The 21,823-nt window shown below is 45.4% G+C and carries 19 protein-coding genes and 1 pseudogene; 9 read left to right on the top strand and 11 right to left on the bottom strand.

Translation table 11 applies throughout. The features are described 5' to 3' along the window. Positions 1-41: 41 nt before the first annotated feature. Positions 42-173 (top strand): annotated as a pseudogene (locus QH73_RS13895) (IS630 transposase-related protein); the annotation flags it as partial. Between the two features lie 195 nt (positions 174-368). Here QH73_RS13895 and QH73_RS13885 read toward each other — a convergent pair. The 3 genes from QH73_RS13885 to QH73_RS13875 form a co-directional block, all read right to left on the bottom strand. Beyond that, positions 369-989, bottom strand: a complete 621-nt coding sequence (locus QH73_RS13885; protein WP_039713312.1) for a TMEM165/GDT1 family protein — start codon at positions 987-989, stop codon at positions 369-371. A 379-nt stretch (positions 990-1,368) separates the two neighbouring features. Beyond that, on the bottom strand, positions 1,369-3,096 hold the full coding sequence (locus tag QH73_RS13880) for a succinate dehydrogenase/fumarate reductase flavoprotein subunit (RefSeq protein WP_039713313.1): 1,728 nt from the start codon (positions 3,094-3,096) through the stop codon (positions 1,369-1,371). 138 nt (positions 3,097-3,234) lie between these two features. Beyond that, positions 3,235-3,549, bottom strand: a complete 315-nt coding sequence (locus QH73_RS13875; protein ID WP_015152727.1) for a hypothetical protein — start codon at positions 3,547-3,549, stop codon at positions 3,235-3,237. A 422-nt stretch (positions 3,550-3,971) separates the two neighbouring features. Between QH73_RS13875 and pstS the strand changes: the two genes are divergently transcribed. The 5 genes from pstS to QH73_RS13850 all read left to right on the top strand — a co-directional run bounded on the left by pstS (position 3,972) and on the right by QH73_RS13850 (position 8,258). Beyond that, positions 3,972-5,021 carry a phosphate ABC transporter substrate-binding protein PstS gene (gene pstS, locus QH73_RS13870; protein WP_039713314.1) on the top strand — a complete coding sequence of 350 codons (1,050 nt, stop codon included), beginning with the start codon at positions 3,972-3,974 and terminating at the stop codon, positions 5,019-5,021. A gap of 92 nt (positions 5,022-5,113) precedes the next feature. Beyond that, a complete protein-coding gene (gene pstC, locus QH73_RS13865) occupies positions 5,114-6,094 on the top strand; it encodes a phosphate ABC transporter permease subunit PstC (protein ID WP_039713315.1) in 981 nt (326 codons plus the stop codon). Between the two features lie 68 nt (positions 6,095-6,162). Then, the gene (pstA, locus tag QH73_RS13860) at positions 6,163-7,065 is read left to right on the top strand and encodes a phosphate ABC transporter permease PstA (RefSeq protein ID WP_052289741.1); all 903 of its coding nucleotides are present in this window, start codon (positions 6,163-6,165) and stop codon (positions 7,063-7,065) included. 111 nt (positions 7,066-7,176) lie between these two features. Continuing rightward, positions 7,177-7,977 carry a phosphate ABC transporter ATP-binding protein PstB gene (pstB, locus tag QH73_RS13855; protein ID WP_039713316.1) on the top strand — a complete coding sequence of 267 codons (801 nt, stop codon included), beginning with the start codon at positions 7,177-7,179 and terminating at the stop codon, positions 7,975-7,977. Further along, positions 7,974-8,258, top strand: coding sequence for a hypothetical protein (locus QH73_RS13850; protein ID WP_132867030.1), 285 nt, complete (start codon positions 7,974-7,976; stop codon positions 8,256-8,258). The genes pstB and QH73_RS13850 overlap by 4 nt, the downstream gene beginning before the upstream one ends. A 174-nt stretch (positions 8,259-8,432) precedes the next feature. Here the strand turns inward: QH73_RS13850 and QH73_RS13845 are convergent, their stop codons facing one another. Further along, the gene (locus QH73_RS13845; protein WP_039713317.1) at positions 8,433-8,993 is read right to left on the bottom strand and encodes a pyridoxamine 5'-phosphate oxidase family protein; all 561 of its coding nucleotides are present in this window, start codon (positions 8,991-8,993) and stop codon (positions 8,433-8,435) included. A gap of 144 nt (positions 8,994-9,137) precedes the next feature. On the opposite strand from QH73_RS13845, the gene trpS reads away from it, so the two are divergent. After that, positions 9,138-10,142 carry a tryptophan--tRNA ligase gene (gene trpS, locus QH73_RS13840; protein WP_039713318.1) on the top strand — a complete coding sequence of 335 codons (1,005 nt, stop codon included), beginning with the start codon at positions 9,138-9,140 and terminating at the stop codon, positions 10,140-10,142. A gap of 63 nt (positions 10,143-10,205) precedes the next feature. Further along, a complete protein-coding gene (locus tag QH73_RS13835) occupies positions 10,206-11,150 on the top strand; it encodes a methylenetetrahydrofolate reductase (protein ID WP_039713319.1) in 945 nt (314 codons plus the stop codon). Between the two features lie 164 nt (positions 11,151-11,314). Here QH73_RS13835 and QH73_RS13830 read toward each other — a convergent pair whose 3' ends face one another. Further along, positions 11,315-12,685, bottom strand: coding sequence for a proton extrusion protein PcxA (locus QH73_RS13830; RefSeq protein WP_039713320.1), 1,371 nt, complete (start codon positions 12,683-12,685; stop codon positions 11,315-11,317). 201 nt (positions 12,686-12,886) lie between these two features. Between QH73_RS13830 and QH73_RS13825 the strand changes: the two genes are divergently transcribed. Next, positions 12,887-15,142 carry a recombinase family protein gene (locus tag QH73_RS13825; RefSeq protein ID WP_039714472.1) on the top strand — a complete coding sequence of 752 codons (2,256 nt, stop codon included), beginning with the start codon at positions 12,887-12,889 and terminating at the stop codon, positions 15,140-15,142. Between the two features lie 106 nt (positions 15,143-15,248). On the opposite strand, the gene QH73_RS13820 is transcribed toward QH73_RS13825, so the two are convergent. The 6 genes from QH73_RS13820 to QH73_RS13795 form a co-directional block, all read right to left on the bottom strand. Further along, positions 15,249-16,100 (bottom strand): CheR family methyltransferase, encoded by an 852-nt coding sequence (locus QH73_RS13820; RefSeq protein WP_039713321.1) that lies wholly within the window; start codon positions 16,098-16,100, stop codon positions 15,249-15,251. 26 nt (positions 16,101-16,126) lie between these two features. Next, positions 16,127-17,221 (bottom strand): protein-glutamate methylesterase/protein-glutamine glutaminase, encoded by a 1,095-nt coding sequence (locus QH73_RS13815; protein WP_039713322.1) that lies wholly within the window; start codon positions 17,219-17,221, stop codon positions 16,127-16,129. Between the two features lie 18 nt (positions 17,222-17,239). Then, a complete protein-coding gene (locus QH73_RS28810) occupies positions 17,240-17,704 on the bottom strand; it encodes a methyl-accepting chemotaxis protein (protein WP_063777299.1) in 465 nt (154 codons plus the stop codon). After that, positions 17,701-18,723 carry a methyl-accepting chemotaxis protein gene (locus QH73_RS28180; RefSeq protein WP_286194109.1) on the bottom strand — a complete coding sequence of 341 codons (1,023 nt, stop codon included), beginning with the start codon at positions 18,721-18,723 and terminating at the stop codon, positions 17,701-17,703. Before QH73_RS28180 ends, QH73_RS28810 begins: the two co-directional genes overlap by 4 nt. A 110-nt stretch (positions 18,724-18,833) precedes the next feature. Continuing rightward, on the bottom strand, positions 18,834-19,289 hold the full coding sequence (locus QH73_RS13800) for a chemotaxis protein CheW (RefSeq protein ID WP_039713323.1): 456 nt from the start codon (positions 19,287-19,289) through the stop codon (positions 18,834-18,836). Between the two features lie 62 nt (positions 19,290-19,351). Next, positions 19,352-21,715, bottom strand: coding sequence for a chemotaxis protein CheA (locus QH73_RS13795; RefSeq protein WP_039713324.1), 2,364 nt, complete (start codon positions 21,713-21,715; stop codon positions 19,352-19,354). Positions 21,716-21,823: the final 108 nt, after the last annotated feature.

The raw sequence follows: 21,823 nt of genomic DNA, 5'->3' as shown, positions 1-21,823 counted from the left end.
AGATTAGGACATAATAGAGTTGGAGCGAATCGGAGCAAAAAATGCCAGCCCCCTACAGCTATGACTTGAGAAGAAAAGTCATTGAGGCAATAGATAGTGGCATGGGAAAAACCTCAGCTAGTAAAATCTTCAAAATTAGTCGTAATACGCTCAATTTGTGGCTTCAAAAAAGAGAATAAACAGGAGATTATCGTCAAATGGGTTGGTTAATCGATCCAGAAGAACAAACAGTATTTGTCGATCTTCGCTAACCAACAACCAGAAGTATTTGACGAACCAGAACAACAGATTCCTGTTCCATCTTTTGCACAAAAAGTTAAACTAACTGTGGGAAACCTATTTGGTTAGTTAATGGTGTGATATTTATCTCATGCTGCTTCAACTACTGCCATCACACCAAAGATAATAAAGAGAATTCCTCCAGCAATAGTTAACTTTCGCTCCGAGATCCGTCCAGCTAACATGCGTCCGCAAACGACTGCAAGCGCCGCGCATAAAGCATGACCTAAAATTGCTCCAATAGTCACGCCTACAACTGGATATCGAGTTGCTAAAGCAATAGTTGCAATTTGAGTGCGATCGCCCCATTCTGATAAAAAAGTTAGCGTAAAAGCCTCAGCAATAATTGCTCCAGCATTTTGAGTTTTCGGTAAATTAAATTCTGCTTTCTCAACAGCAGTTTTTGCCTCTTGAATAATTTCTGTATCGCAAGAACTCACTGGCATTTTACTTGCTTCGTAAAGCAACTTCAAACCAAAACCCAGAAACAAGGCAATTTCTGCATATTGAATGTATGTTTTAGGCAACAAAGCCGCAACTTGTCCCACTAAAACAGAAAGTATTGTCATCGCTGCTAAAGCTGACACCGCACCAGCAAACACCAGCCGTCGCGAATGACGCATCGCCAAAATTGCAGCGATGAAAAAAGTTTTATCCCCTAATTCTGAAACCGCAATCAGTAAAAAACTGGCAATGAAGGCTGCTAGCACTCTCTCAAGCTCCTTTGTAGCTGACTAACTTGAGCTTGCGAGCTTGACGAGTTCCGCTAGACCTCACCAAGCTCACAATCTTCCTCTGTGAACTTAGTGAAGGTCTCACTGACAAATAGTTGTTAGCTGTTAGCTTTTGTTCAAGTGCTAATTGCTAATTGCTAATCGCCGATCTGTCACCTGAACCAGGCAGCAAGCCAGTATGTTGATTCAGGTATCTGGCAAGGTTGTGATGCCAGTAGCTACTCCCCTTCAAATTTATTTAATCCTTAACATATCACTGCTGAGATGCGTCGTCAAATGTGATGATTGGTAGTTGGTAGTTGACAGTTGACAGTTGACGGTTAACTGTTAACTGTCAGCCGTCAACCATTTCCTATTAGTACTTTCGTTCTTGCGGTTCAAACATAGTAATTGCGACGGGTTTGTATTGCAGGTCAATACCAGCAGGGGAATAATACGATAGGGTGTGTTTGAGGAAATTACTGTCGTCCCGTTGCGGAAAGTCTTCGCGGAAGTGAGCGCCACGGCTTTCTTGACGGTTGAGGGCTGAATTTAAAATGAGTTGTCCGACGACAATTAAACTTCCCAGTTCTAAGGCTTCAATAATTTCCGTATTCCAACAACTGCCTTTATCATCTAAATATATTTGCGCGGATTGCTGTTGCAGTTGTTGCAATTGTTGTAAGCCTTCTTGCATCAAGCTTTCCGTCCGAAATACACCGCAGTGCTGCGTCATGGCATCTTGAAAAGCCGTACGGACTTGCTCGATCCGGTACTTTCCTGGCTGTTCTAACAAGGCTTGAATTTGCTGTTTTGCCTCGTTAATATAGCGTTGCTCTTGGATATCCGGTAATTTACGATTTTGGACGTATTGCGCGATCGCAGCTCCCGTACGCCGTCCGTAGACTACGCACTCCAACAAAGAATTGCTGCCCAAACGATTAGCACCGTGGACGGAAACGCAAGCACACTCCCCAGCTGCGAAAAAGCCTTCTACTAACTGTTCGGCGCTACGACGCACCTGTCCGTCTGTATTCACTGGTATCCCACCCATAGAATAGTGGACTGTAGGACGCACGGGCATCGGTTGATGGACGGCATCAACTCCTACGAGTCGATGGGCTTCTTCCCAGCAAAAAGGGACGCGGCTCATAATTTTTTCCTTGCCCATGTGCCGTAAGTCGAGATACACGCAGGGACCACCTGCCCGACCATCGGGATAAACGCCGCGTCCGGCACGAATTTCATAGGCGATCGCCCGAGAGGTAATATCCCGTGGCGCTAATTCCATCCTTGAGGGGGCGTAGGTTGCCATAAAACGCTCTCCCTCGGCATTAATTAAATACGCTCCTTCCCCTCGTACGGCTTCCGAGATCAATACGCCGACTGGATACAATCCCGTAGGGTGAAATTGGACGAATTCCATGTCTTCTAAAGGCAGACCTGCGATCGCCGCCATTGCCAATCCGTCGCCTGTCGAAGCATAATCGTTAGAAGTCGTGTTGTAAACTCGACCGTAACCGCCCGTAGCAAACATCACCGCTTTGGCGCGTACGACTTCGATGTGTCCGTCGAGAATGCTGTACATGACTACGCCCTTAGCTTGACCGTCCTCCAAAATCAGACGCATCACGTACCATTCTTCATAAACCTGTACGCCATATCGCCGTAAATTATTGACGAGTTCGTGTAGAATGGCGTGTCCGGTCTTATCTGCGGCATAGCAGGTACGATTGTGAGAATGTCCGCCGAAGGCTCTTTGAGCGATGCGACCGTCAGGCAAGCGAGAAAATAACACTCCCATGTGTTCTAGATCTATCACCACATCGGGGGCTTCACGGGCTAGCAACTCCACCGCATCTTGATCGGCTAGATAGTCGGAACCTTTCACAGTATCAAAGGCGTGAGCTTCCCAGCTATCTTTATCATCCACATTCTTCAGCGTTGCAGCAATTCCTCCTTGAGCGGCGACAGAATGAGAGCGGATCGGGTGAGTTTTCGCCACTACAGCCACATTCAAACTCGGATCGAGGCGGGCAATTTCTACTGCGGCACGACAGCCAGCTAGTCCGCCGCCAACAATAATGACATCGTGTTCTAGCATTTATACATTGTTTGCTAAAAAAGTGTTCTCTAGCTCTATAGTGGCTTAACAAGGGGCGAGGAGTGAGGGTGAGAAATTTTATATTTTGAATCGGAGTTGCTTCCTTGTCCCCCTTGTCCTTTCCCTCACCCCCGATCCCTAGCTAACTGGCGCTGGTTGTTGCTGCGAAACGTTACCAGGAATAGGTTCAGATTTTGTACCTGGTTCTGTTGCTGTCAGTTCGATATGGTTGAGCAGGGTTGTGACGAAGGCAAACAGTAGGAAAGGTAGAGATAGTAGTACAATCAACCCCACAGTGGCTAAGGCGTAGATTGGTTTTCTCGCACCCATCATTGCCATTGCCGCAGCCAAACTAACGGTAATAGTGATCAACCAGACAATAATTTGACCGTAAATATCCCCAAAGGTCAGAGTGCAGACAAAGCGATACTTTTGAATGTTATTCATATTCATCAGATTTCCTTTTAACATCTCTTATTTTTCTAGGTTAAAGCTCTGATAGGTTTCTGGACAGTTTCTAAACATTTTTGACAGTTTTGCAACAGTTATTTACATTTTGCTTGACGGTTTTCTCGCGATTTATCTCTCCAGCTAAAAGTTGCTATCCCTTGCTTTTTTATAGATTGGCATTGACAGATAATATTTAGTTAAATTTGCTACTCAGTAGCCACGGAATTCTTGTTTACACGTAACTGCTTGTATTGGCATTCAATTGATAGACTTAGCGTTAGAAGCAGCTCCCTGCTTAAACTTTACTTAATCCATAATTAACCAACTATTAAGCTTGAGATAATGAGTTCATCCACTATGTGCGTGATCATTAAGATTGTCTGTGCGATTGACTACTATTAGTGGATGAGGAGACTCAGAGAAATATGCTGCTATCTGGAATTACGCTGAAGCGTGTAGTTGCGACTTCAGCAGTCGCAGCTACAGTGACCTTGGGAGCGGGTTTAACGGGAATTGCGCAACAAGCTGCTACCCTCAATGGTGCTGGTGCAACTTTCCCAGAACCCTTGTATCAGCGCTGGGCTAGCGAATTGCGTAAAGCTAACCCGCCACTTCAAGTCAACTATCAGGGAATTGGTAGCGGTGGCGGGGTGAGACAATTTATTGCTGGCTCGGTTGATTTTGGCGCTAGCGATAACGCCATGACCGATGAAGAAGTGAAAAAAGTCAAGAACGGCGTGGTATTCGTCCCCACAGCTGGTGGTCCTGTTGCTGTGGTTTACAATGCACCTGGCGTTACCGATCTCAGACTATCTCGGAAAGTCTTACCACAGATTTTTGCAGGTCAAGTTAAGAATTGGAACGATCCGGCGATCGCCGCTGATAATCCTGGGGCAAAATTACCGAACCAGCCAATTAGACTTGCTGTACGTGCTGATTCTAGCGGGACGAGCTTTATCTTCACCAACGCCCTCAGCGCCATGAGTCCCTACTTTAAAGGTAGGATTGGTCCTAATCGCGCTCCTTCTTGGGCTGGTAGTCCCCTCAAAGGCAAAGGCAATCCTGGTGTAGCTCAAATCGTGCAGCGGACTCCTGGCAGCATTGGCTATGTAGAAGCTGCTTTTGCCAGACAGAACAAAATTCCGATGGCACAAGTGCAGAATAGTCAAGGTGAATTTGTCGCACCAACTCAGGAAGCAGCCAACCAAGCTTTAGAAACTGTTAAATTCAATCCTGATTTTCGCGTTAACCAAGCCTCACTTGGAAATCCAACCTCTGGTTATCCAATTACAGGTTTAACCTGGATCATGGTCTACAGAAACTACGAACAACCAGGTAAAGCCGATGCCGTGAAGCGGATGGTAAAGTGGATGTTAACTGACGGTCAAAAAATTAACGACCAGCTCGATTACACGCGAATTCCTTCTAGTGTTGCTAGCCAAGTCGTACAGACTGTAAACAGCGAAGTGAAGTAGATAATTACATGTAGAGACGTTACATGTAGAGACGTTACATGTAACGTCTCTACATATGTGATTTCAATTAAGTGATTTCAACTAAATGATGTATGTCAGAACCACATGTAGAAAACAATCGGCAGTTTCCTCTTCAGTCAGAGAGTGATTTAGCTGCATCTTCAGGAAAATTTGCGTGGTTCGACCAAGGGTTTACCTGGCTGGTATATGGCTTAGCGTTTGCTATGGTAGCCCTGCTATTTTGGATTAGCTTTATTATTTTTGAAAATGCCCTGCCAGCTATTCGACAATTTGGACTGAGTTTTTTGTGGAGTCAAGAATGGAATGTAGCAGATCTCAAATTTGGGGCGCTGCCATTCATTTTTGGTACTCTAGTCAGTTCGGCACTCGCAATGTTAATTGCCGTTCCCGTGGGATTAGCAGTAGCTTTAATTACGAGCGAAGATATTTTGCCTGCTTCAGTGCGATCGCCCATTGCTTTCATGGTAGAGTTGATTGCCGCTATTCCTAGCGTCATCATTGGTCTGTGGGGCATTTTCGTACTCATTCCGTTCTTGCAACCGATTCAACAATGGCTCTACGACCATTTCGCTTGGATACCGCTGTTTAGCACTCCACCAGCAGGCTATGGGATGTCGAGTGCAGGCGTGATTCTGGCAATTATGGTTTTGCCGACAATGGCAGCAATTAGCCGCGAAGTTTTACTTGCCGTCCCAAAAGAATTACGCAGTGGTTCGATGTCTTTAGGTGCAACCCGTTGGGAAACTATCTTTGGCGTACTATTACCGGCAGGTATTTCTGGCATAGTTGGAGCGGCAATTTTGGCACTCGGACGAGCGTTAGGGGAAACAATGGCTGTGACGATGGTAATCGGAAATACAGCACAGATTAGCCCTTCATTGTTAGATGTTGCATATACGATTCCAGCCGTGCTAGCAAATGAGTTTGGCGAAGCATTAGATGGATTGCATGTCGGTGCGTTAATGTACTTAGCTTTAATTTTATTTTTGGTTACGCTACTGGTAAATATTGCTTCAGTAGCTCTGGTAAAATTTATTAGCCGACATAATTAATTAAATGGCGATCGCCAAGTATAAACTTCATCTGACTGTCTCATCACTGATTGTAAGATTCAATAGCTATGCACGATCGCCCAATTGCAGAAAAGATCGACCCATCTTTGGCAGCAGAATTACGCCGTCCCTTGCCTACATATAGGGCAGTTTTTAATAGCGGTATGACTGCGATCGCTCTGCTCTTAACGGCTCTAGCTATATTACCTCTAGGATCGATCTTGCTCGAAATTCTAATTAGGGGTGGTCAAAACTTTAGCTGGGCTGTTTTTACGAATATACCTGCTCCCGTAGGCGTAACGGACGTTCCCAATGGCTTTGGGAATGCGATCTTGGGTACGTTAATGATGGTAGGTATTGCCTCGGCGATCGCAATTCCAGTAGGAGTGCTGACGGGGATTTTCCTATCTGAATTTGGTAGAGGCACGAAGATCGGAAATTCGATCCGCTTTATCATTACCATTCTCACGGGTATACCTTCGATTATCGCGGGCGTATTTGCTTACGGCGTATTGATCTTGAATAAAGTTACGCAATTTTCCGCCGTAGCTGGAGGTTTTGCCCTGGCAGTCATCATGCTGCCAATTGTGGCGCTGACGACGGAAGAAGCTTTGAAACTGATCCCCAATCACCAACGCTTGGGTTCCGCCGCCTTGGGTGCAAATCGTCTGCAAACAACATTTCGCGTTGTCGTTGCTGCCGCAATTCCTGCCATCACCACTGGCGTTTTACTCGCTGTTGCCCGTGCAGCAGGTGAAACAGCACCGCTACTATTTACTGCTTTATTTAGTATTAGCTGGCCCGATGGATTGTTTAATCCTACCCCCGCGCTATCCGTCCTGATTTACAACTACGCCAACTCTCCTGACATTGGGCAAAACCAGATGGCATGGACTGCGGCTTTAGTTTTAGTAGGTTTGGTTTTATGTATTAGTATTATCTCGCGGATTGTAACCCGAAGAAAACAGTGACTAGTGGCTAGTGGCTAGAGAATTTTAGATTTTAGATTTTAGATTGAAATTCTCCCTCAGCTTCCTCAGCTCCCTCAGCTCCCCCAGCTCTCTTTCCCGACTCCCCCATTCATGAATTACACAAAGTCAGTAGCAACAACTTTAATTCCAGCGCTGCGAGTGAAAAGCCTAAACTTTTTCTACGGCACTCGTCAGGCGATCGATCGCGTCACAATGGATATTTATCAAGGACAAGTTACCGCGATTATCGGTCCTTCTGGTTGTGGGAAATCAACTTTTATTAAAGCTCTTAACCGGATTAGCGAACTGGAAGGCAAAGTTAAAGTTGAGGGTCAGGTAGAGTTTTTCGGTCAAGATATTTACGATCGCCGTGTCAATCTGAATCGCCTACGGCGCGAGATTGGTATGGTATTCCAAAAGCCTAATCCTTTCCCTATGAGTATTTACGATAACGTGGCTTATGGCGTAAGAGCGCAGTCTCGTCCGTCGCGAATGCAGTTGGATGATATTGTCGAATCTGCCCTTAAAGGTGCGGCTTTGTGGGATGAAGTGAAGGATAATCTGAAAAAATCGGCTTTGGGTTTATCGGGTGGACAACAGCAGCGTCTTTGTATTGCTAGGGCGCTAGCTGTCAAACCTAAGATTTTGTTAATGGATGAACCTGCATCTGCCCTCGATCCGATCTCGACGATGAAGATTGAGGAATTAATTCACAGTTTGCGGGGAGAATTGACGATCGCGATCGTGACTCATAATATGCAACAAGCCGCCCGCGTCTCTGACTATACGGCATTTTTCAGCACGGATGAGAGCCGAATCGGTCAGATGGTGGAGTTCGACGAAACGGAGAAAATCTTCTCCGATGCTAACGATCCTCGTACTAAGGATTATGTGGAAGGTCGTTTCGGTTGAGGATTATTGTTGCGATATTATTACTTTCGTTTGCGATCGCGTTTCCTGCGGTTGCTGGTGTTTGTCGGACTCGTGACGGACATCAAATCTGCATTTTGAGTCTTCAACGCAGCGCCAAAAATTATTGGGAATATCGGGCAGATGTCAGTATAGATGGTGTGAAAGGGGATACAGAGGTTTATAATTGCCGCGATCGCGTGAAAGTTCGCAAGGATCGAGTTGTGGCGTTTAGATCGGGCGATCCTGGCGATCTGGTCTGTAGTTTTTTCAAGCGATCGTAGGGGCGGGTTTATCGGTTAGATTTACCGTAGGGGCGGGTTCACCAACAATATATCCTGAGAGCGGAGTTGCTTGATAAACCCACCCTCAAATGTCACGCAAAGACGCATACGCGCAGCGTTCTCGTAGAGTAGGCGCAAAGGGTTAGCAAGGGATCTGGGTGGTTGCAAATATATCTACGAAGGTTCTTTAGCTGCTAAGGGTGTGGGTAAACCGTCGATACTGACAAGATTTTTTTGCTTTTGATAGTCTTGTAATCCCTGTTCGCCTTTTTTGTGCGCCCACTTGATAAGGTTTTCTCGTTCGCCTTGGTGTTCGTATAGCGGTACGCCAAAGCCACAGGATGTCTGCACGCGATCGATCTCGGCGATGATGATTTGGCGCGTTCCTGGTGTCGGTGAAAACAGGGAGTGTAGGTTATCCCACTCAGGGTTATTTGGTAATACTGTATAGCCCGTGCCGTAAAGCCGCAGAATGGATGGTGAACCTTGAAAGGCGCAAAACATTAAGGTGATACGCCCGTTTTCTTGTAAATGGGCTGATGTTTCGTTCCCGCTACCCGTTAAGTCTAAATAAGCAACGCGATTGGGGGAGAGAATGCGAAAGCTGTCTAAACCTTTGGGTGAAACGTTAATATGCCCGGTTGAACTGATGGGTGCAGTCGCTACAAAAAAGATGTGTTGGGTAGCGATGAATGCTTGTAGTTCGTCCGTAATGCGATCGAAGACTTTAGCCATTTTTGAGAATCAAGCGCGTATTTTTCGATTCTATCAGTAGCGATCGCGTGCCGAGAGTGGGAGAAAATGGGAAACTAAAGTAAATAGACCCACACCACCAACAAAATCCCTTCCACACCCAGTTCAAGTTCAAGTTAATAATTTATGGCGATGCGCGTTCTTTCAGGAGTTCAACCAACTGGCAATTTACACTTAGGTAATTACTTAGGAGCAATTCGCAACTGGGTAGAAGGACAAAGCCAGTACGACAACTTTTTCTGCGTGGTAGACTTACACGCCATCACCGTACCGCATAATCCAGCAACCCTAGCAGCTGATACTTATACGATCGCCGCCCTCTATCTAGCCTGTGGTATCGATTTAAAGTATGCCAACATTTTCGTCCAGTCTCACGTTTCCGCCCACAGCGAATTGACATGGTTGCTCAATTGCATTACACCCCTCAACTGGCTGGAAGACATGATCCAGTTTAAAGAGAAAGCGATTAAGCAGGGAGAAAATGTTAATACTGGTCTGCTAGACTATCCCGTACTGATGGCAGCAGATATTTTGCTTTATCAAGCTGATAAAGTCCCCGTGGGAGAAGACCAAAAGCAGCACTTGGAACTGACGCGCGACATTGCGGCGCGATTTAACTATCAATTTGCCCGCGAAAACCCAGTGTTAAAGTTACCAGAACCCCTCATTCGGGCAGAAGGCGCAAGGGTGATGAGTCTGACGGACGGAACCAAAAAAATGTCGAAGTCAGATCCATCGGAGTTGAGTCGAATTAATTTGCTGGATACACCAGACCAAATTCAACAGAAAATTAAGCGCTGTAAAACCGATCCGATTCGCGGCTTGGTATTCGACGACCCCGAAAGACCGGAATGTAATAATCTTCTGACTCTTTATATGCTACTATCTGGCAAAACCAAACAGGAAGTTGCAGCAGAGTGTCAAGATATGGGCTGGGGACAATTTAAACCATTGCTCACCGAAACAACGATCGCTGCCCTTAAACCGATCCAAGATAAGTACAACGAGGTGATGGTAGATAAGGGATATCTAGAGTCAGTATTGCGCGATGGCAAGCAAAAAGCAGCCGCGATCGCGAACGATACCCTGAGCAAAGTTAAAACGGCTTTGGGCTACTCCGTACCGCTTTAGATTGAGTCAGGTTTTCAGGGTGCAGTGCTATAACCTATACCTAATAACTAAAACTGAAATCTGATGCATAATACAACCCGTTTAAATTCATTTCGCAAAGCCGTCAAAGCCAAAGAGTTTTTAGTGACAGCTGAAGTTGCCCCTCCTAAGGGTGGCAATCCCAGCCACATGCTACAAATGGCGCAGGCGCTTAAAGGACGGGTACACGCAGTTAATATCACCGATGGTAGCCGTGCCGTAGTACGGATGTCTTCTTTTGCCTCATCTGTTATTCTTTCCCAGCAAGGAATCGAACCGATTTGTCAAGTTGCCTGCCGCGATCGCAACCGCATTGGCTTAGAAGCTGACTTGCTAGGCGCACATGCCCTTGGCATTCACAATATCTTGGCTTTAACTGGCGATCCTGTCAAAGCAGGCGATCGCACTGATGCTAAAAGTGTCTTCGATCTGGAATCGGTACGACTGCTACAACTGATCGGCAAAATGAATCAAGGTTTAGACTGCGACGATAAGCCTTTGACAGATGGGGCGACAGATCTATTTGTTGGTGCGGCTGTCGATCCGCAGTGCAAAAGTTGGTCGGGATTGCAGAGTCGATTTGAACGCAAATTAGCAGCAGGGGCGCAGTTTTTTCAAAGTCAGTTGATTACTGATTTCGATCGCCTAGAAAAGTTTATGAGTCAGATTGCATCTGGTTGTAACAAGCCAGTTTTAGCAGGTATCTTCTTATTAAAATCGGCTAAAAATGCTCAGTTTATCAATCGCTGCGTTCCTGGCGTAAACATTCCCGAACATATTATCGATCGCCTTGCCCAAGCCAAAGAGCCTTTAGCAGAAGGGATAAAAATTGCTGCCGAACAAGTGCAAGTTGCCCGTCAACTTTGCGACGGCGTGCATATGATGGCAGTGAAACGAGAAGATTTGATCCCCCAAATTCTCGATTTAGCCGGAATTTCTCCTGTAGTTAGTTACAGTTTGCCATCTCAGGCAGTCAGTTCGCTGAGATGAAATAACGCTTCACAAATCAGCCTGCCGTGGAGGCAGGCTATTTTGTATGTATTTTAATCATTTAAAATTACATACAAATTTTTGTCTTTTCAGTGCATTATCTAACACATTCTACAAATTTTTGCCTTTTGCCTTTTGACTTTTGCCTTTTGACTTTTATCCTACTATTCATTCATATTGCGATAAGTCGCCACAGCAGAAGGAGAAATTCTGTTGAGATAGCGGAAAATCCAGTATTTAAAAATTGTGTCGAGAATCACGGGAAATGTCGCAATAAATAAGAAGATAAAATCGTGATTTTCTGGTAATCCTAAGTGTCGCGATACGCTAGATAAAATAACTTCCCAACCGTGGGGAGAGTGAAATCCAACAAATACATCTGTAAATAGAATAATAATAAATGCTTTGGCACTATCGCTTAAACCATAAACAATTTGATCGAAAAACTCTTTCAAAACAGCGAGTTCTCGCTTGCTCATGAGTAGCAGCCAAATAAAAGCCCCAACTGAGAGTAGATCGGCAAAAACATTTTTAATTGCATTAGAACTTTCGGCACGAAATTCCTCAGCAATTTCTGTTACTCTCTCCTGTAATCTCTTTTCAATCTCAACTGGAGAGATTTCCTCGCCTCCATTTAAAAAACTTTGAAATCTCAGTCTCTCCTCAGACTTCCGCATTTCTTCTAATGCTTTCTCTTCCATCTCATAGTTGAGGAACATCGTAGCCTGTTCGGGATTGCGGAAGCGATCGACAAGCGGTCCAATAACTAGATTTTTTGAAATTTGAAAAGTTAGAAAAGGAACTATAACTAGTAATAATACTAATCTAACTGAAATGAGAGTTCTTCTTTGCGAAGTACGAAAATTTTTGACAACTTCTTCTTCAGCGCTCGGATCTAATTCTACTTTCAGTCGGTTCAAGGTACTCAAGATCGAGCGAGGTAATACACCTGTCTCTTCAGTTTTACTACTAGGTTTATTATTTTTCTCTGAACTTTCAATGGAGTTGGAGCGAAGTTTTTCTTGAGTTCCTTGAAGATCGCGATTATTGAAAACCGCATCCGATCGCATAATCTGAGGCTTAAGTGCAGGAAGGGTTTCTGTTTGTTCTTCCTGATATCTTGATGCGATTTCATCAATAAATCTAAGTTTTTCTAAAATTAAACTTGGATTATTTCTTGCTTGTATAGCAAAAGAATCTCTGTTGGAATTTATCCCATCTTGCCTAGATAATTTAGTAATGGTTTGATTAGAATCTCCAAAAATAGTACGACTGGCATTAAACTCAACGAGTCTCATGCGAATCGTTTTCAGATGTTTTTTCAGATCTGACTCAAACATCGCCATCGTATTGCGCCCGAAACTGGCAAATTCTGGTGAGATTTTCCGACCACCAAAATGCTCATCTTCGATCGTCTTAATTAGAAGTGCAGCTTTGTAAGCTTCATCGAGCGATCGCTCTGGCGTGTCAAAATACCACTGTTGGGCAGAGCGTAAGAAAGCATAAATTTTTTGCGTCCAACTATAATTTCTCATCGCCAGCCTTGAGTCAAGTTTATAGTGGTTAGTGGCTAGTGGCTAGTGGTTGAATTCTAATGTCTAGTCACCAGCAATCGCTCGCTAGTCACTGATGACTGATAACTGGTCACTGATCACTGGTCACTGGTCACTGATTAACATACCGGGTATATTAACAAATCTCCGAGGATAGAGTTAGTGCGAATTATTTCGGTTTGGATGGTTGGTTCTACTCGCAGTGGCAAAACAACTCGTTTAGTCGAACAGTTTTGTACGTGGTTGCAAGCAGGCGATCGCCAACAGTCCTCTTGGGGACGACAACGCTTATATCCCCATCAAGGAGAACCAGCAGTTTTAGTCTTAGCAGCAAATGACGATAATCGGCGGGAATTACGAGATAAATTAGCGGCAGCAACAGATGGTAAATATCCGATTCGCGCTAAAACCTTATTAGGTTTTTTTCAAGATGAAGTCACTTTATTTTGGCCCCTGCTGCTCCAGATTTTGGGGCTGAAAGCTCAGTTTCCCGTGCGGTTGCGCCCAGAAACCGAACAGGAATTAGCCACGCGCCTGTGGCGACAGCAGCTAGATGAAATTCCCCGTCCAGCAGGGGTAAGTGAGTCTCGTTGGGTGCGTCGCCTGCTGGATATCTTGCAGTTAGCAGCAAATAGCGGCACTGCGATCGAAGATGTGGGGTGTATTCTCGCAGCACTGGAAGAGGAGCAGAGGAGCAGAGGAGCAGAGGGAGAGAAGAGAGCTGAGGGAGCTGAGGGAGCTGAGGGAACTGAGGGAGAAAAACTACGCGCCACTAGCCACCAGCCACTAGCCACTCTCCTGACTCCCGACTCCCTCATTCTTAACTGGCGCAATTGGTGTTGGGAGAGGGGATTTTTAACTTATGGAATCACGACAGAACTCTACAGCAAGTATCTTTTAGGCGATCCCTACTATCAGCAGCATTTACTACGACGCTATCGCTACATTCTGGCGGATGATGTCGATGATTATCCAGCTATAGCCCGCGATTTGTTTGAGTTTCTCCTCGACCGAGGAGCGGTTGGTGCGTTTACTTATAATCCCGATGGAGCCGTGCGTTTGGGACTAGGAGCCGATCCCGAATACTTGCAAGGCTTAGCAAAGCGCTGTCAGATAGAATTTATCCAACCTTCCTCGATCGCACTGGCTGACGATTTGGCAACGCCAGTAGTAGAGTTAGTCACGGAACCACTGGCGCTGTTTTCGTTACCAGAGTCAGTGCAAGCAATCCAAACCATATCGCGGGGCGACTTACTGCGACAAACTGCCGATTTCATCATTCAAGCAATTAAATCGGGGCAAATTCAGCCGCAGGAAATTGCTTTAATTGCTCCTGGTTTAGATGCGATCGCCCGTTATACCCTAGTAGAAATTCTGACTAAACACGGGATCTTTGTCGAATCCCTCAACGACCAACGCCCATTGACAAGTTCTCCGATTATCCGTGCTTTGCTCACCCTCCTCACCCTCGTCTACCCAGGTTTAGGACGTTTAGTCGATCGAGATATGGTAGCGGAAATGTTGGTAGTTTTGAGTACGAGGCGAGAGGCAGGAAAGCAGGGAGTAGGGAGCAGGGAGCAGGGAGTAGGGAGCAGGGGAGCTGAGGGAGAATTTAATTCCGAATTCCGACTGCCGAATTCCGAATTCCAAATCGATCCTGTCCGTGCTGGCTTGATTGCTGACTACTGTTTCCAACCGCACCCAGAACATCCAAATTTACTACCAGCAACGACCTACGATCGCTGGGATCGCTTGGGCTATGCGGCAAGTTTAGCTTATGCTCAGATCGTGCAGTGGATTGAAGATCAGCGATCGCAGCAAGAACAGCGGCTCCTCCCCAGTCCCATTGTTTTACTCGACCGCGCTATTCAGAAATTTCTCTGGCAAGGCAGTAACCTCCCCTACGACCAGCTAGCAGCATTACGAGAATTACTAGAAACAGCTCAACACTATTGGGAAATCGATGCACGACTGCGGCAGTCTGAAGGGATCGATACTCCTGCTCACACTACGATTGCCCAATTCATTCAACTGCTACGACGGGGTACAATTACGGCAAATTCTTATCCCGTGCGTCCGATTGGTGCTGCTAGTCGTGCTGTCACCTTAGCAACTATCTTCCAATATCGTTCCAGTCGGCGGTTTCATCGTTGGCAATTCTGGTTGGATGCTGGCTCTCCCTTGTGGTCGCGTGGTGGTGCGGCAACTTTGTACGGTGCGCCATTATTTTTACAACATCGATTCGGTCGTCCTTGGACGGCAGAAGACGATCTAAGCGCCGACACAGAAAGACTGCGGCGAATTCTGCGCGATTTACTTGGGCGTGTAGGAGAAAGAGTTTATCTATGTCACAGCGATTTAGCCGCCAACGGACAAGAACAAAACGGTACTTTGTTATCTTTAGTCAACTCGGCGATTCCAGTTATAAACAACGGTTGATGGGAAACGCGCTCGCTACACGGACGTGTTGACGGTTGACGGTTGACGGTTGACGGTTGACAGTTGACTGATAACCGATAACTGATAACTGACAACTGATAAATGCTTACCGCAAACGATAACATACGCCTCCTTCCTGCTGTATTCGTTCAAACGATTCATCGAGATAAATTGTGGTTTCACCACCACCGAGAAATAAGTAGCCGTCCGGTCTTAATTGCTGTCTAACTTTTTTGAGAGTAGATTTTTTTGTCTCAGTATCAAAGTAAATCAATACATTTCGCAGGAAGATAATATCCATTGCTGGCATTGATAACCACGGGTGGATGAGATTGATTTGACGAAACTCAACCATCTGGCGGATCTTGTCTTTAATCTGCCAGTTCTGCTGCTGTTGCTGAAACTGAAAATATTTCTCTCGCAGCTCGACGGACAATCCGCGCTGAATTTCCCACTGGCTGTAGCGACCTTGACGAGCGCGGGCAAGGATATGACTAGAAAAGTCACTGGCAATTATCTGCAAATCCCAAGTTGTGAGTAGAGGAAAATGTTCGCGGATCAATATCGCAAGGCTATAGGGTTCTTGACCGCTAGAGCAAGCTCCACACCAAATCTTGAGCGATCGCTCTTTTGCCCGTCGCGAGATTAATTCTGGTAGCGTGAAATTTTTGAGTACTTCAAATGGATAACGATCGCGGAAAAATGATGTTTCAGTTACGAGCAGAGCTTCGATCGCTCGGACATGCAGATTGCTAAATGGATGCGATCGCAAATGCTCTACTAGACTGTTTAAGGAACCAAATCCCGCCGTTTCTGCTATTGGTTTTAAGTGTAACTCTGCTAAATAGTCTTTACTGACATCCAGCACGATCGCCGCATGTTGATAAACTAGCTGACAAAGATACTGAAAATTAATGTTGCTAATGTCTGCTGTCTGCTTGTTACAGACTCTTAACATTGTTAGATAAAAATATTGACTATATTTTAGGTATTATTACACACTAGGCGGCTCATTTCATCTGCCATCTGGTCGATCGGCAACACTCGGTCGGCAAGTCCGGCGTTAGCTACAAACCCAGGCATTCCCCAAACGACGCTACTCGCTTCATCTTGAACTAAAACTCGCCCCCCAGCCTCGCGGAGCTGTTGGCAACCCCGCAATCCGTCTTGACCCATACCTGTTAAGACAATTGCGATCGCGCTGGCACCAAAGACTTCTGCGACTGAGCTAAATAAGACATCGACGGAGGGACGACAAGAGTTTTCTGGTGGCGCTTGGTGGGTGACTAGGCGCACAACCTTGCCATCCCGTTGCACGGAGAGATGAAAATCTCCTGGGGCAATCCAAACCTGTCCAGGCTCCAGCACGCTCCCAGAAACAGCTTCAGCTACTTTTAAGCGAGACTTGGCAGCCAGCCGTTCTGCTAACATCTGAGTAAACATGGGTGGCATATGCTGCACGATCGCAATGGGTACGGGAAAATCTGCTGGCAACTGCGATAGTAATATGGCTAAAGCATTTGGTCCTCCGGTAGAAACGCCAATGGCTACGATTTTGGGAGTCGGGAGAATTCGGAATTCGGAATTCGGAATTCCGAATTCGGGAGTCGGGAGTCGGAAGTTGGTAGGGGCGCACAGCTGTGCGCCCCTACTAGTTTGACTTTTGACTTGCTTTGTCCCAAACAGTTTTATTTTCGGTACTAAGTCGTTAAAAACATGTTGGCGGATAGCTTCGATATTGCCTAAGTGACTCGGCTTGGTAGCGTAATCTGATGCACCTAAAGACAGAGCATCCAAAGTTGCGATCGCCCCTGCGCGGGTGAAAGTGCTAAACATAATCACAGCAATATAAGGATAGGTCTGCCGGATCGCTGCTAAAGTTGCTAAGCCATCCATTTCTGGCATTTCTACATCCAAAATCGCCACATCAGGATTGAGTTGAGCAATTTTTGCTAGTGCAATGCGACCATTCGCCGCTACTCCCACCACTTCCAATTCTGGATCTTCAGCTAGTAGCTTACTCAGGCGGTTGCGCACAACCACTGCATCGTCAACTACAAGAACTCGGATTTTTGGCATGAGTCATGAGTCATTGGATTAGTAAATAAACCGATCTACGACTTTTTGCAGTTCTACTGCCATACGGGCTAGTTCGCTAGCTGCTTGGGAGGTATTGCTAGCACCTGCGGTTGTAGCTTGAGCGTTACGCGCGACGATGCCAATATTTTTGGCAATATCAGTAGTACCTTTGGCGGCTTCGGCAACGTTGCGGGAGATTTCATTTGTTGTTGCAGTTTGCTCCTCTACAGCACTGGCAATCGTATTTTGAATATCATTAATCTGATTGATAATATCAGTAATTTGAACGATCGCCTCGATCGCGCTCTTTGTATCGGTTTGAATTGCTTCAATTCGTTGACTGATATCTTCTGTAGCACTGGCGGTTTGTTTAGCTAATGCCTTCACCTCACTTGCCACGACAGCAAAACCTTTACCTGCCTCTCCTGCCCTTGCTGCTTCAATCTCATCAAGGGTAGATTCCCCGTGGCTTGTCACGTTCATGAACACAGCGGGAGTGCGTCCCGAAGGGCAAATTCCGTAATGCCCCGTCCGCTTGCGGCGGGGATAGGAATTTGAGCGCCCCGCAACTTTTTACTTGTGGCATTCAGCGCTAATAAATTTGTCTGCTGGGCAATAGATGTAATCACCTTGATGACTTTGCCAATTTCACCGCTACTTTGCCCTAATTTAGTAATTGTATCGTTGGTGCGATCGGCAGTTTGAACGGCTGTATTGGCTACCTGCGCTCCTACAGCTGCGTTTTTGGCAATCTCGCGGATGCTGGCGTTCATTTCTTCTACTGCTGTAGCGACGCTGGTAGCATTGGTACTCACTTGTTCGGCGGATGCGGAAGCAGATGTTGCTTGTTCGGCAGTTTGAGTCGCGTTTTCTGCCATTTCGGTGCTTACTGCTGTTGTTTCTTCCGCAGCAGAAGCGACTGTAGTTGATATATCGGCAATCTGTTTCATGGAAGCTTTGAGATTGGCGATCATCTGATTGACGCTCTGCGTCAAGTCTTGAAACTCTCCTGCATTTTGCGCTTCAATTTGTTGAGAGAGATTACCCTGAGATATAGCTGATGTGACATCAGCTATGCTTCTCATCTGCTCTGCGAGATTGGCAGACATTGCATTTGTGTTGTCGATTAGCTCTTTCCAAGTCCCAGCAGCACCCTCAACGGTAGCACGAGCATCTAGTTTGCCTTCCGTCCCCAATTCCCACGTTACCCGCGTCACTTCGCCTGCGAAAAGATCGATTTGACTTACCATTTGGTTGAACTCTTTGGCAACTTCACCCAACCCATTTTCTTCAGATAAACGCACAGTTAGATCGCCATTTTTTACCGCTTGTATAGCTTTCAATAGCGGTTGTAGTTGCGTTTTATTCTCGCTTCTTTGCCTAGTACTCGTTCTAGTTTTACTACCCGTTTGAGTTACTTTTCTATTTGATAATCTTTCAGAATTTTCTGAAGACTCTAAGCTTTCTGTGGATGGTTGACTGGATTGATTAGCATCAGCCATTAGTAGAACTTACCCCTTGCTAATTTAAATATGAGTATGCAATGTATTCTTTGCGTCTATTCTACGAGAATCCGCTCTGCGTCTTTGCGGCTTTGCGTGAAATGATTTATCTAAACTTTTAAAACTTTTTCAATATCTAAAATCATTAAAAATCCTTGTGATAATGAGTATGTACCTCGTAATACTTTCCGCATTTGACCCGTTAACGTAGCGGGTAAAGGCTCAAAGCGATCTGATGTAAATTCCAACATATCGCCTATGTCTTCTACGAGCAAGCCAGCAATCTCATCCTTGGTTTGAACAATAATGTTATGAGCCAAAAATTCTTCATCTAACTCTAGATAAGAGATAGAAGACGGCAAGCTTTGACCCATTCCTAACCTATATTGTAAATCGATGACTGTCACAATTTTTCCGCGCAAATTAATTAAACCACAAATATCAACAGGCGCAAGTGGTACGGGATTTATCTCAGGAAGACGAATGACTTCTTGTACCTGTTTGATGTCGATCCCGAAATGAATTTTGTTAATAAAGAAAGTACAATATTGCTGAATTTTTGTCATTTGTAAGTAGTTGATTGATTATCACCGATCGCTGATAACTGATAACTGATAACAGTTAACAGTTAACAGTTAACTGATTGAAGTAAATACGGATAGACAATTTGAACTATTGTATGCAGGTCGAGAATCTCGGTAACTTGACCCTGAATAGCTGCCAAATACAGGATACCGGATCGAGTCGCATGACCCGCGATCGCCAGTGGTTCCTCAACAATATCGAGAATGCATTCTACTACCAAACCAAGACTGCGCTCTCGATCTAGCTCTACAACAATGACTTGCAGTTTATCATCTTGCTCATTTGTACCCTCCCTTTCCAAGGATTGGGGAAAGATTGCCCCCCTTGACAAGGGGGGTTGGGGAGATTGCCCTTCTGAAACATCAGAGGCAAGTTGAGGCGATTTTGCCCCCCTTGGCAAGGGGGGTTGGGGGGATCTACTTTCAGGAAAATCAGAATTACCGAATATTCGATCCAAGTAAATCAAAGGCAAAATTGTATTTCGGTATTGCACTACAGGTCGATCTGCCACAATTTCCACCGCATTCGGATCGAATTCTTCTAAACGGAAAATCTGAGACATCAGTAAACCCATTCGTGCGCCCGATCCGCCATGAAAAAGCAAGATCGACTGGCGATCGCCCGTGCGTTCTTCTAATACGGTAGCTGTGGCGATCGCCAGTTGCTGCTGTAATTGCGAAGTCACACCAGCACAATTTGCTAAACCAACGGCATCGATAATAAATGCGATTTTGCCATCACCAAGAATTGTTGCTCCCGCAAAAGCTGAGACATCTCGCAGTTGTTTGCCCAAAGGTTTGACGACAATATCTTGGATGTCTTGAATTTCATCGATAACTAAACCAAAGTAGTAGTTATCCGCATTGATAACAACTATATTAATAATCTCTGCATCGGCTCTTGCTGCCTGTAGTTGTAATGTTTGGTTTAGATAGACCAAAGGCAATAATTTGCCACGCAACCTATATACAGGAATATCGTAGAATGTTTCAATCTCAAGCAAAGATGCCTCTACTTCCAGTTGCTCCAATTCTTGAATGCTTGCTTGAGGAATGGCAAAACGATGGTTCCCACTATAAACGACCAAGGCAGGAATAATTGCCAGCGTTAAGGGAATTTTCAGCTTAAACTTTGTTCCTTGTTCTACCTGGCTATTAACCTCAACCGTGCCATCGATCGCTGCCAAATTGGTTTTCACCACATCCATCCCGACACCCCGTCCAGAGAGATTGGTGACTTGTGCTGCTGTTGAAAAACCCGAGACAAAAATCAAATTTAGTGCTTCCGCTTCGCCGATCTTTTCTGCTTCGACTGCACTGAGAATTCCGAGTTTTTGCGCTTGCTGTTTGAGCTGTTGCGGATCGATCCCGTTACCATCATCGCTAATTTCAATCTTAACAGTGCCACCTTCATGCCAAGCAGAGAGAGCAAGCTTACCCTGAATCGACTTCCCGCGACTGCTGCGAATTTCCGGTGTTTCAATTCCGTGAGCGATACAATTGCGGACAATGTGAGTTAAAGGGTCTTTAATTGCTTCAAGAATAGTGCGGTCTAGTTCCGTATCCGCACCATTCATTTCTACTTGCACCTGCTTTCCAGAGGCGATCGCCAAATCGCGCACCACGCGAGGAAATTTCTGCCAAATCGTGGCAATAGGTTGCATCCGAGTTTTCAGCACCTCTTCCTGTAGCTGAGCCGTCACTCGATTCAATCGTTGGCAAGTCGCAGTCAAGTCTGAGTCTGCTACAGTCTCGGCAAATTGTACCATTTGGTTACGAGCCAAAACCAACTCACCCACTAAATTCATCACGCGATCGAGCAGTTCCACATTCACCCGAATTGTAGAGTCTGATGGATTGGTAGTTGGTAGTTGGTAGTCGGTAGTCGGTAGTTGATTGTTGACGGCTGACGGTTGACAGTTATCAGTGACTAGTGACTGGTGGCTAGTGGCTAGAATTGCTCTCCCCTCTCCCTTGTCTCCCTCAGCTCTCTTCCCCCCGACTCCCGACTCCCGATTCCCGACTCCCGCTCCCTGCAACGCTGCGATTAATGCGGCATAATCACCATCTCCCTCATTGCCTGTCGCTTCAACTTGGGTTAAGATTTGGCGAATTGCATCGACAGTTTGAAGTAAAGTACTGGCAATCTGAGGATTGAGATTGAAATGCTGTTCCCGCAATTTGCCTAGTAAATTTTCTCCTGCATGGGCGACTGATTCTAGTTTGGGCAATGGTAAAAAACCGCAATTACCTTTAATTGTATGGAGAGCGCGATAAATACGAGTTAAATGTTCGGAATTTGCAGAATTACCTTCTAGATCGAGAATAACTTGCTCGATCTGATTCAGATTTTCGTAACTTTCATCTAAAAATGCTTTGATATCGTCATCGATTTCGAGTGACTCCATGACTGATAGGAATTAAATACATCATATATTTGATAGCCTATACTACACTGACTGTCGGTAGATGTAAATTTGTTATTTGCAATTTGTCTTTGGTGAGTGATGCGTGAA

The organism is Scytonema millei VB511283, assembly GCF_000817735.3.
Classification (GTDB): Bacteria; Cyanobacteriota; Cyanobacteriia; order Cyanobacteriales; family Chroococcidiopsidaceae; genus Chroococcidiopsis; species Chroococcidiopsis millei_B.
This window is presented reverse-complemented; position numbering and strand designations above follow the sequence as displayed.

Excerpts from the sequence above, each read along its gene's own strand:
- QH73_RS13880 (WP_039713313.1), bottom strand. The coding sequence starts at position 3,096 with ATGCTAGAACACGATGTCATTATTGTTGGCGGCGGACTAGCTGGCTGT.
- QH73_RS13875 (WP_015152727.1), bottom strand. The coding sequence starts at position 3,549 with ATGAATATGAATAACATTCAAAAGTATCGCTTTGTCTGCACTCTGACC.
- pstS (WP_039713314.1), top strand. The coding sequence starts at position 3,972 with ATGCTGCTATCTGGAATTACGCTGAAGCGTGTAGTTGCGACTTCAGCA.
- pstC (WP_039713315.1), top strand. The coding sequence starts at position 5,114 with ATGTCAGAACCACATGTAGAAAACAATCGGCAGTTTCCTCTTCAGTCA.
- pstA (WP_052289741.1), top strand. The coding sequence starts at position 6,163 with ATGCACGATCGCCCAATTGCAGAAAAGATCGACCCATCTTTGGCAGCA.
- pstB (WP_039713316.1), top strand. The coding sequence starts at position 7,177 with ATGAATTACACAAAGTCAGTAGCAACAACTTTAATTCCAGCGCTGCGA.
- QH73_RS13845 (WP_039713317.1), bottom strand. The coding sequence starts at position 8,993 with ATGGCTAAAGTCTTCGATCGCATTACGGACGAACTACAAGCATTCATC.
- trpS (WP_039713318.1), top strand. The coding sequence starts at position 9,138 with ATGGCGATGCGCGTTCTTTCAGGAGTTCAACCAACTGGCAATTTACAC.
- QH73_RS13835 (WP_039713319.1), top strand. The coding sequence starts at position 10,206 with ATGCATAATACAACCCGTTTAAATTCATTTCGCAAAGCCGTCAAAGCC.
- QH73_RS13830 (WP_039713320.1), bottom strand. The coding sequence starts at position 12,685 with ATGAGAAATTATAGTTGGACGCAAAAAATTTATGCTTTCTTACGCTCT.
- QH73_RS13825 (WP_039714472.1), top strand. The coding sequence starts at position 12,887 with ATGGTTGGTTCTACTCGCAGTGGCAAAACAACTCGTTTAGTCGAACAG.
- QH73_RS13820 (WP_039713321.1), bottom strand. The coding sequence starts at position 16,100 with ATGTTAAGAGTCTGTAACAAGCAGACAGCAGACATTAGCAACATTAAT.
- QH73_RS13815 (WP_039713322.1), bottom strand. The coding sequence starts at position 17,221 with ATGCCAAAAATCCGAGTTCTTGTAGTTGACGATGCAGTGGTTGTGCGC.
- QH73_RS28810 (WP_063777299.1), bottom strand. The coding sequence starts at position 17,704 with ATGAACGTGACAAGCCACGGGGAATCTACCCTTGATGAGATTGAAGCA.
- QH73_RS28180 (WP_286194109.1), bottom strand. The coding sequence starts at position 18,723 with ATGGCTGATGCTAATCAATCCAGTCAACCATCCACAGAAAGCTTAGAG.
- QH73_RS13800 (WP_039713323.1), bottom strand. The coding sequence starts at position 19,289 with ATGACAAAAATTCAGCAATATTGTACTTTCTTTATTAACAAAATTCAT.
- QH73_RS13795 (WP_039713324.1), bottom strand. The coding sequence starts at position 21,715 with ATGGAGTCACTCGAAATCGATGACGATATCAAAGCATTTTTAGATGAA.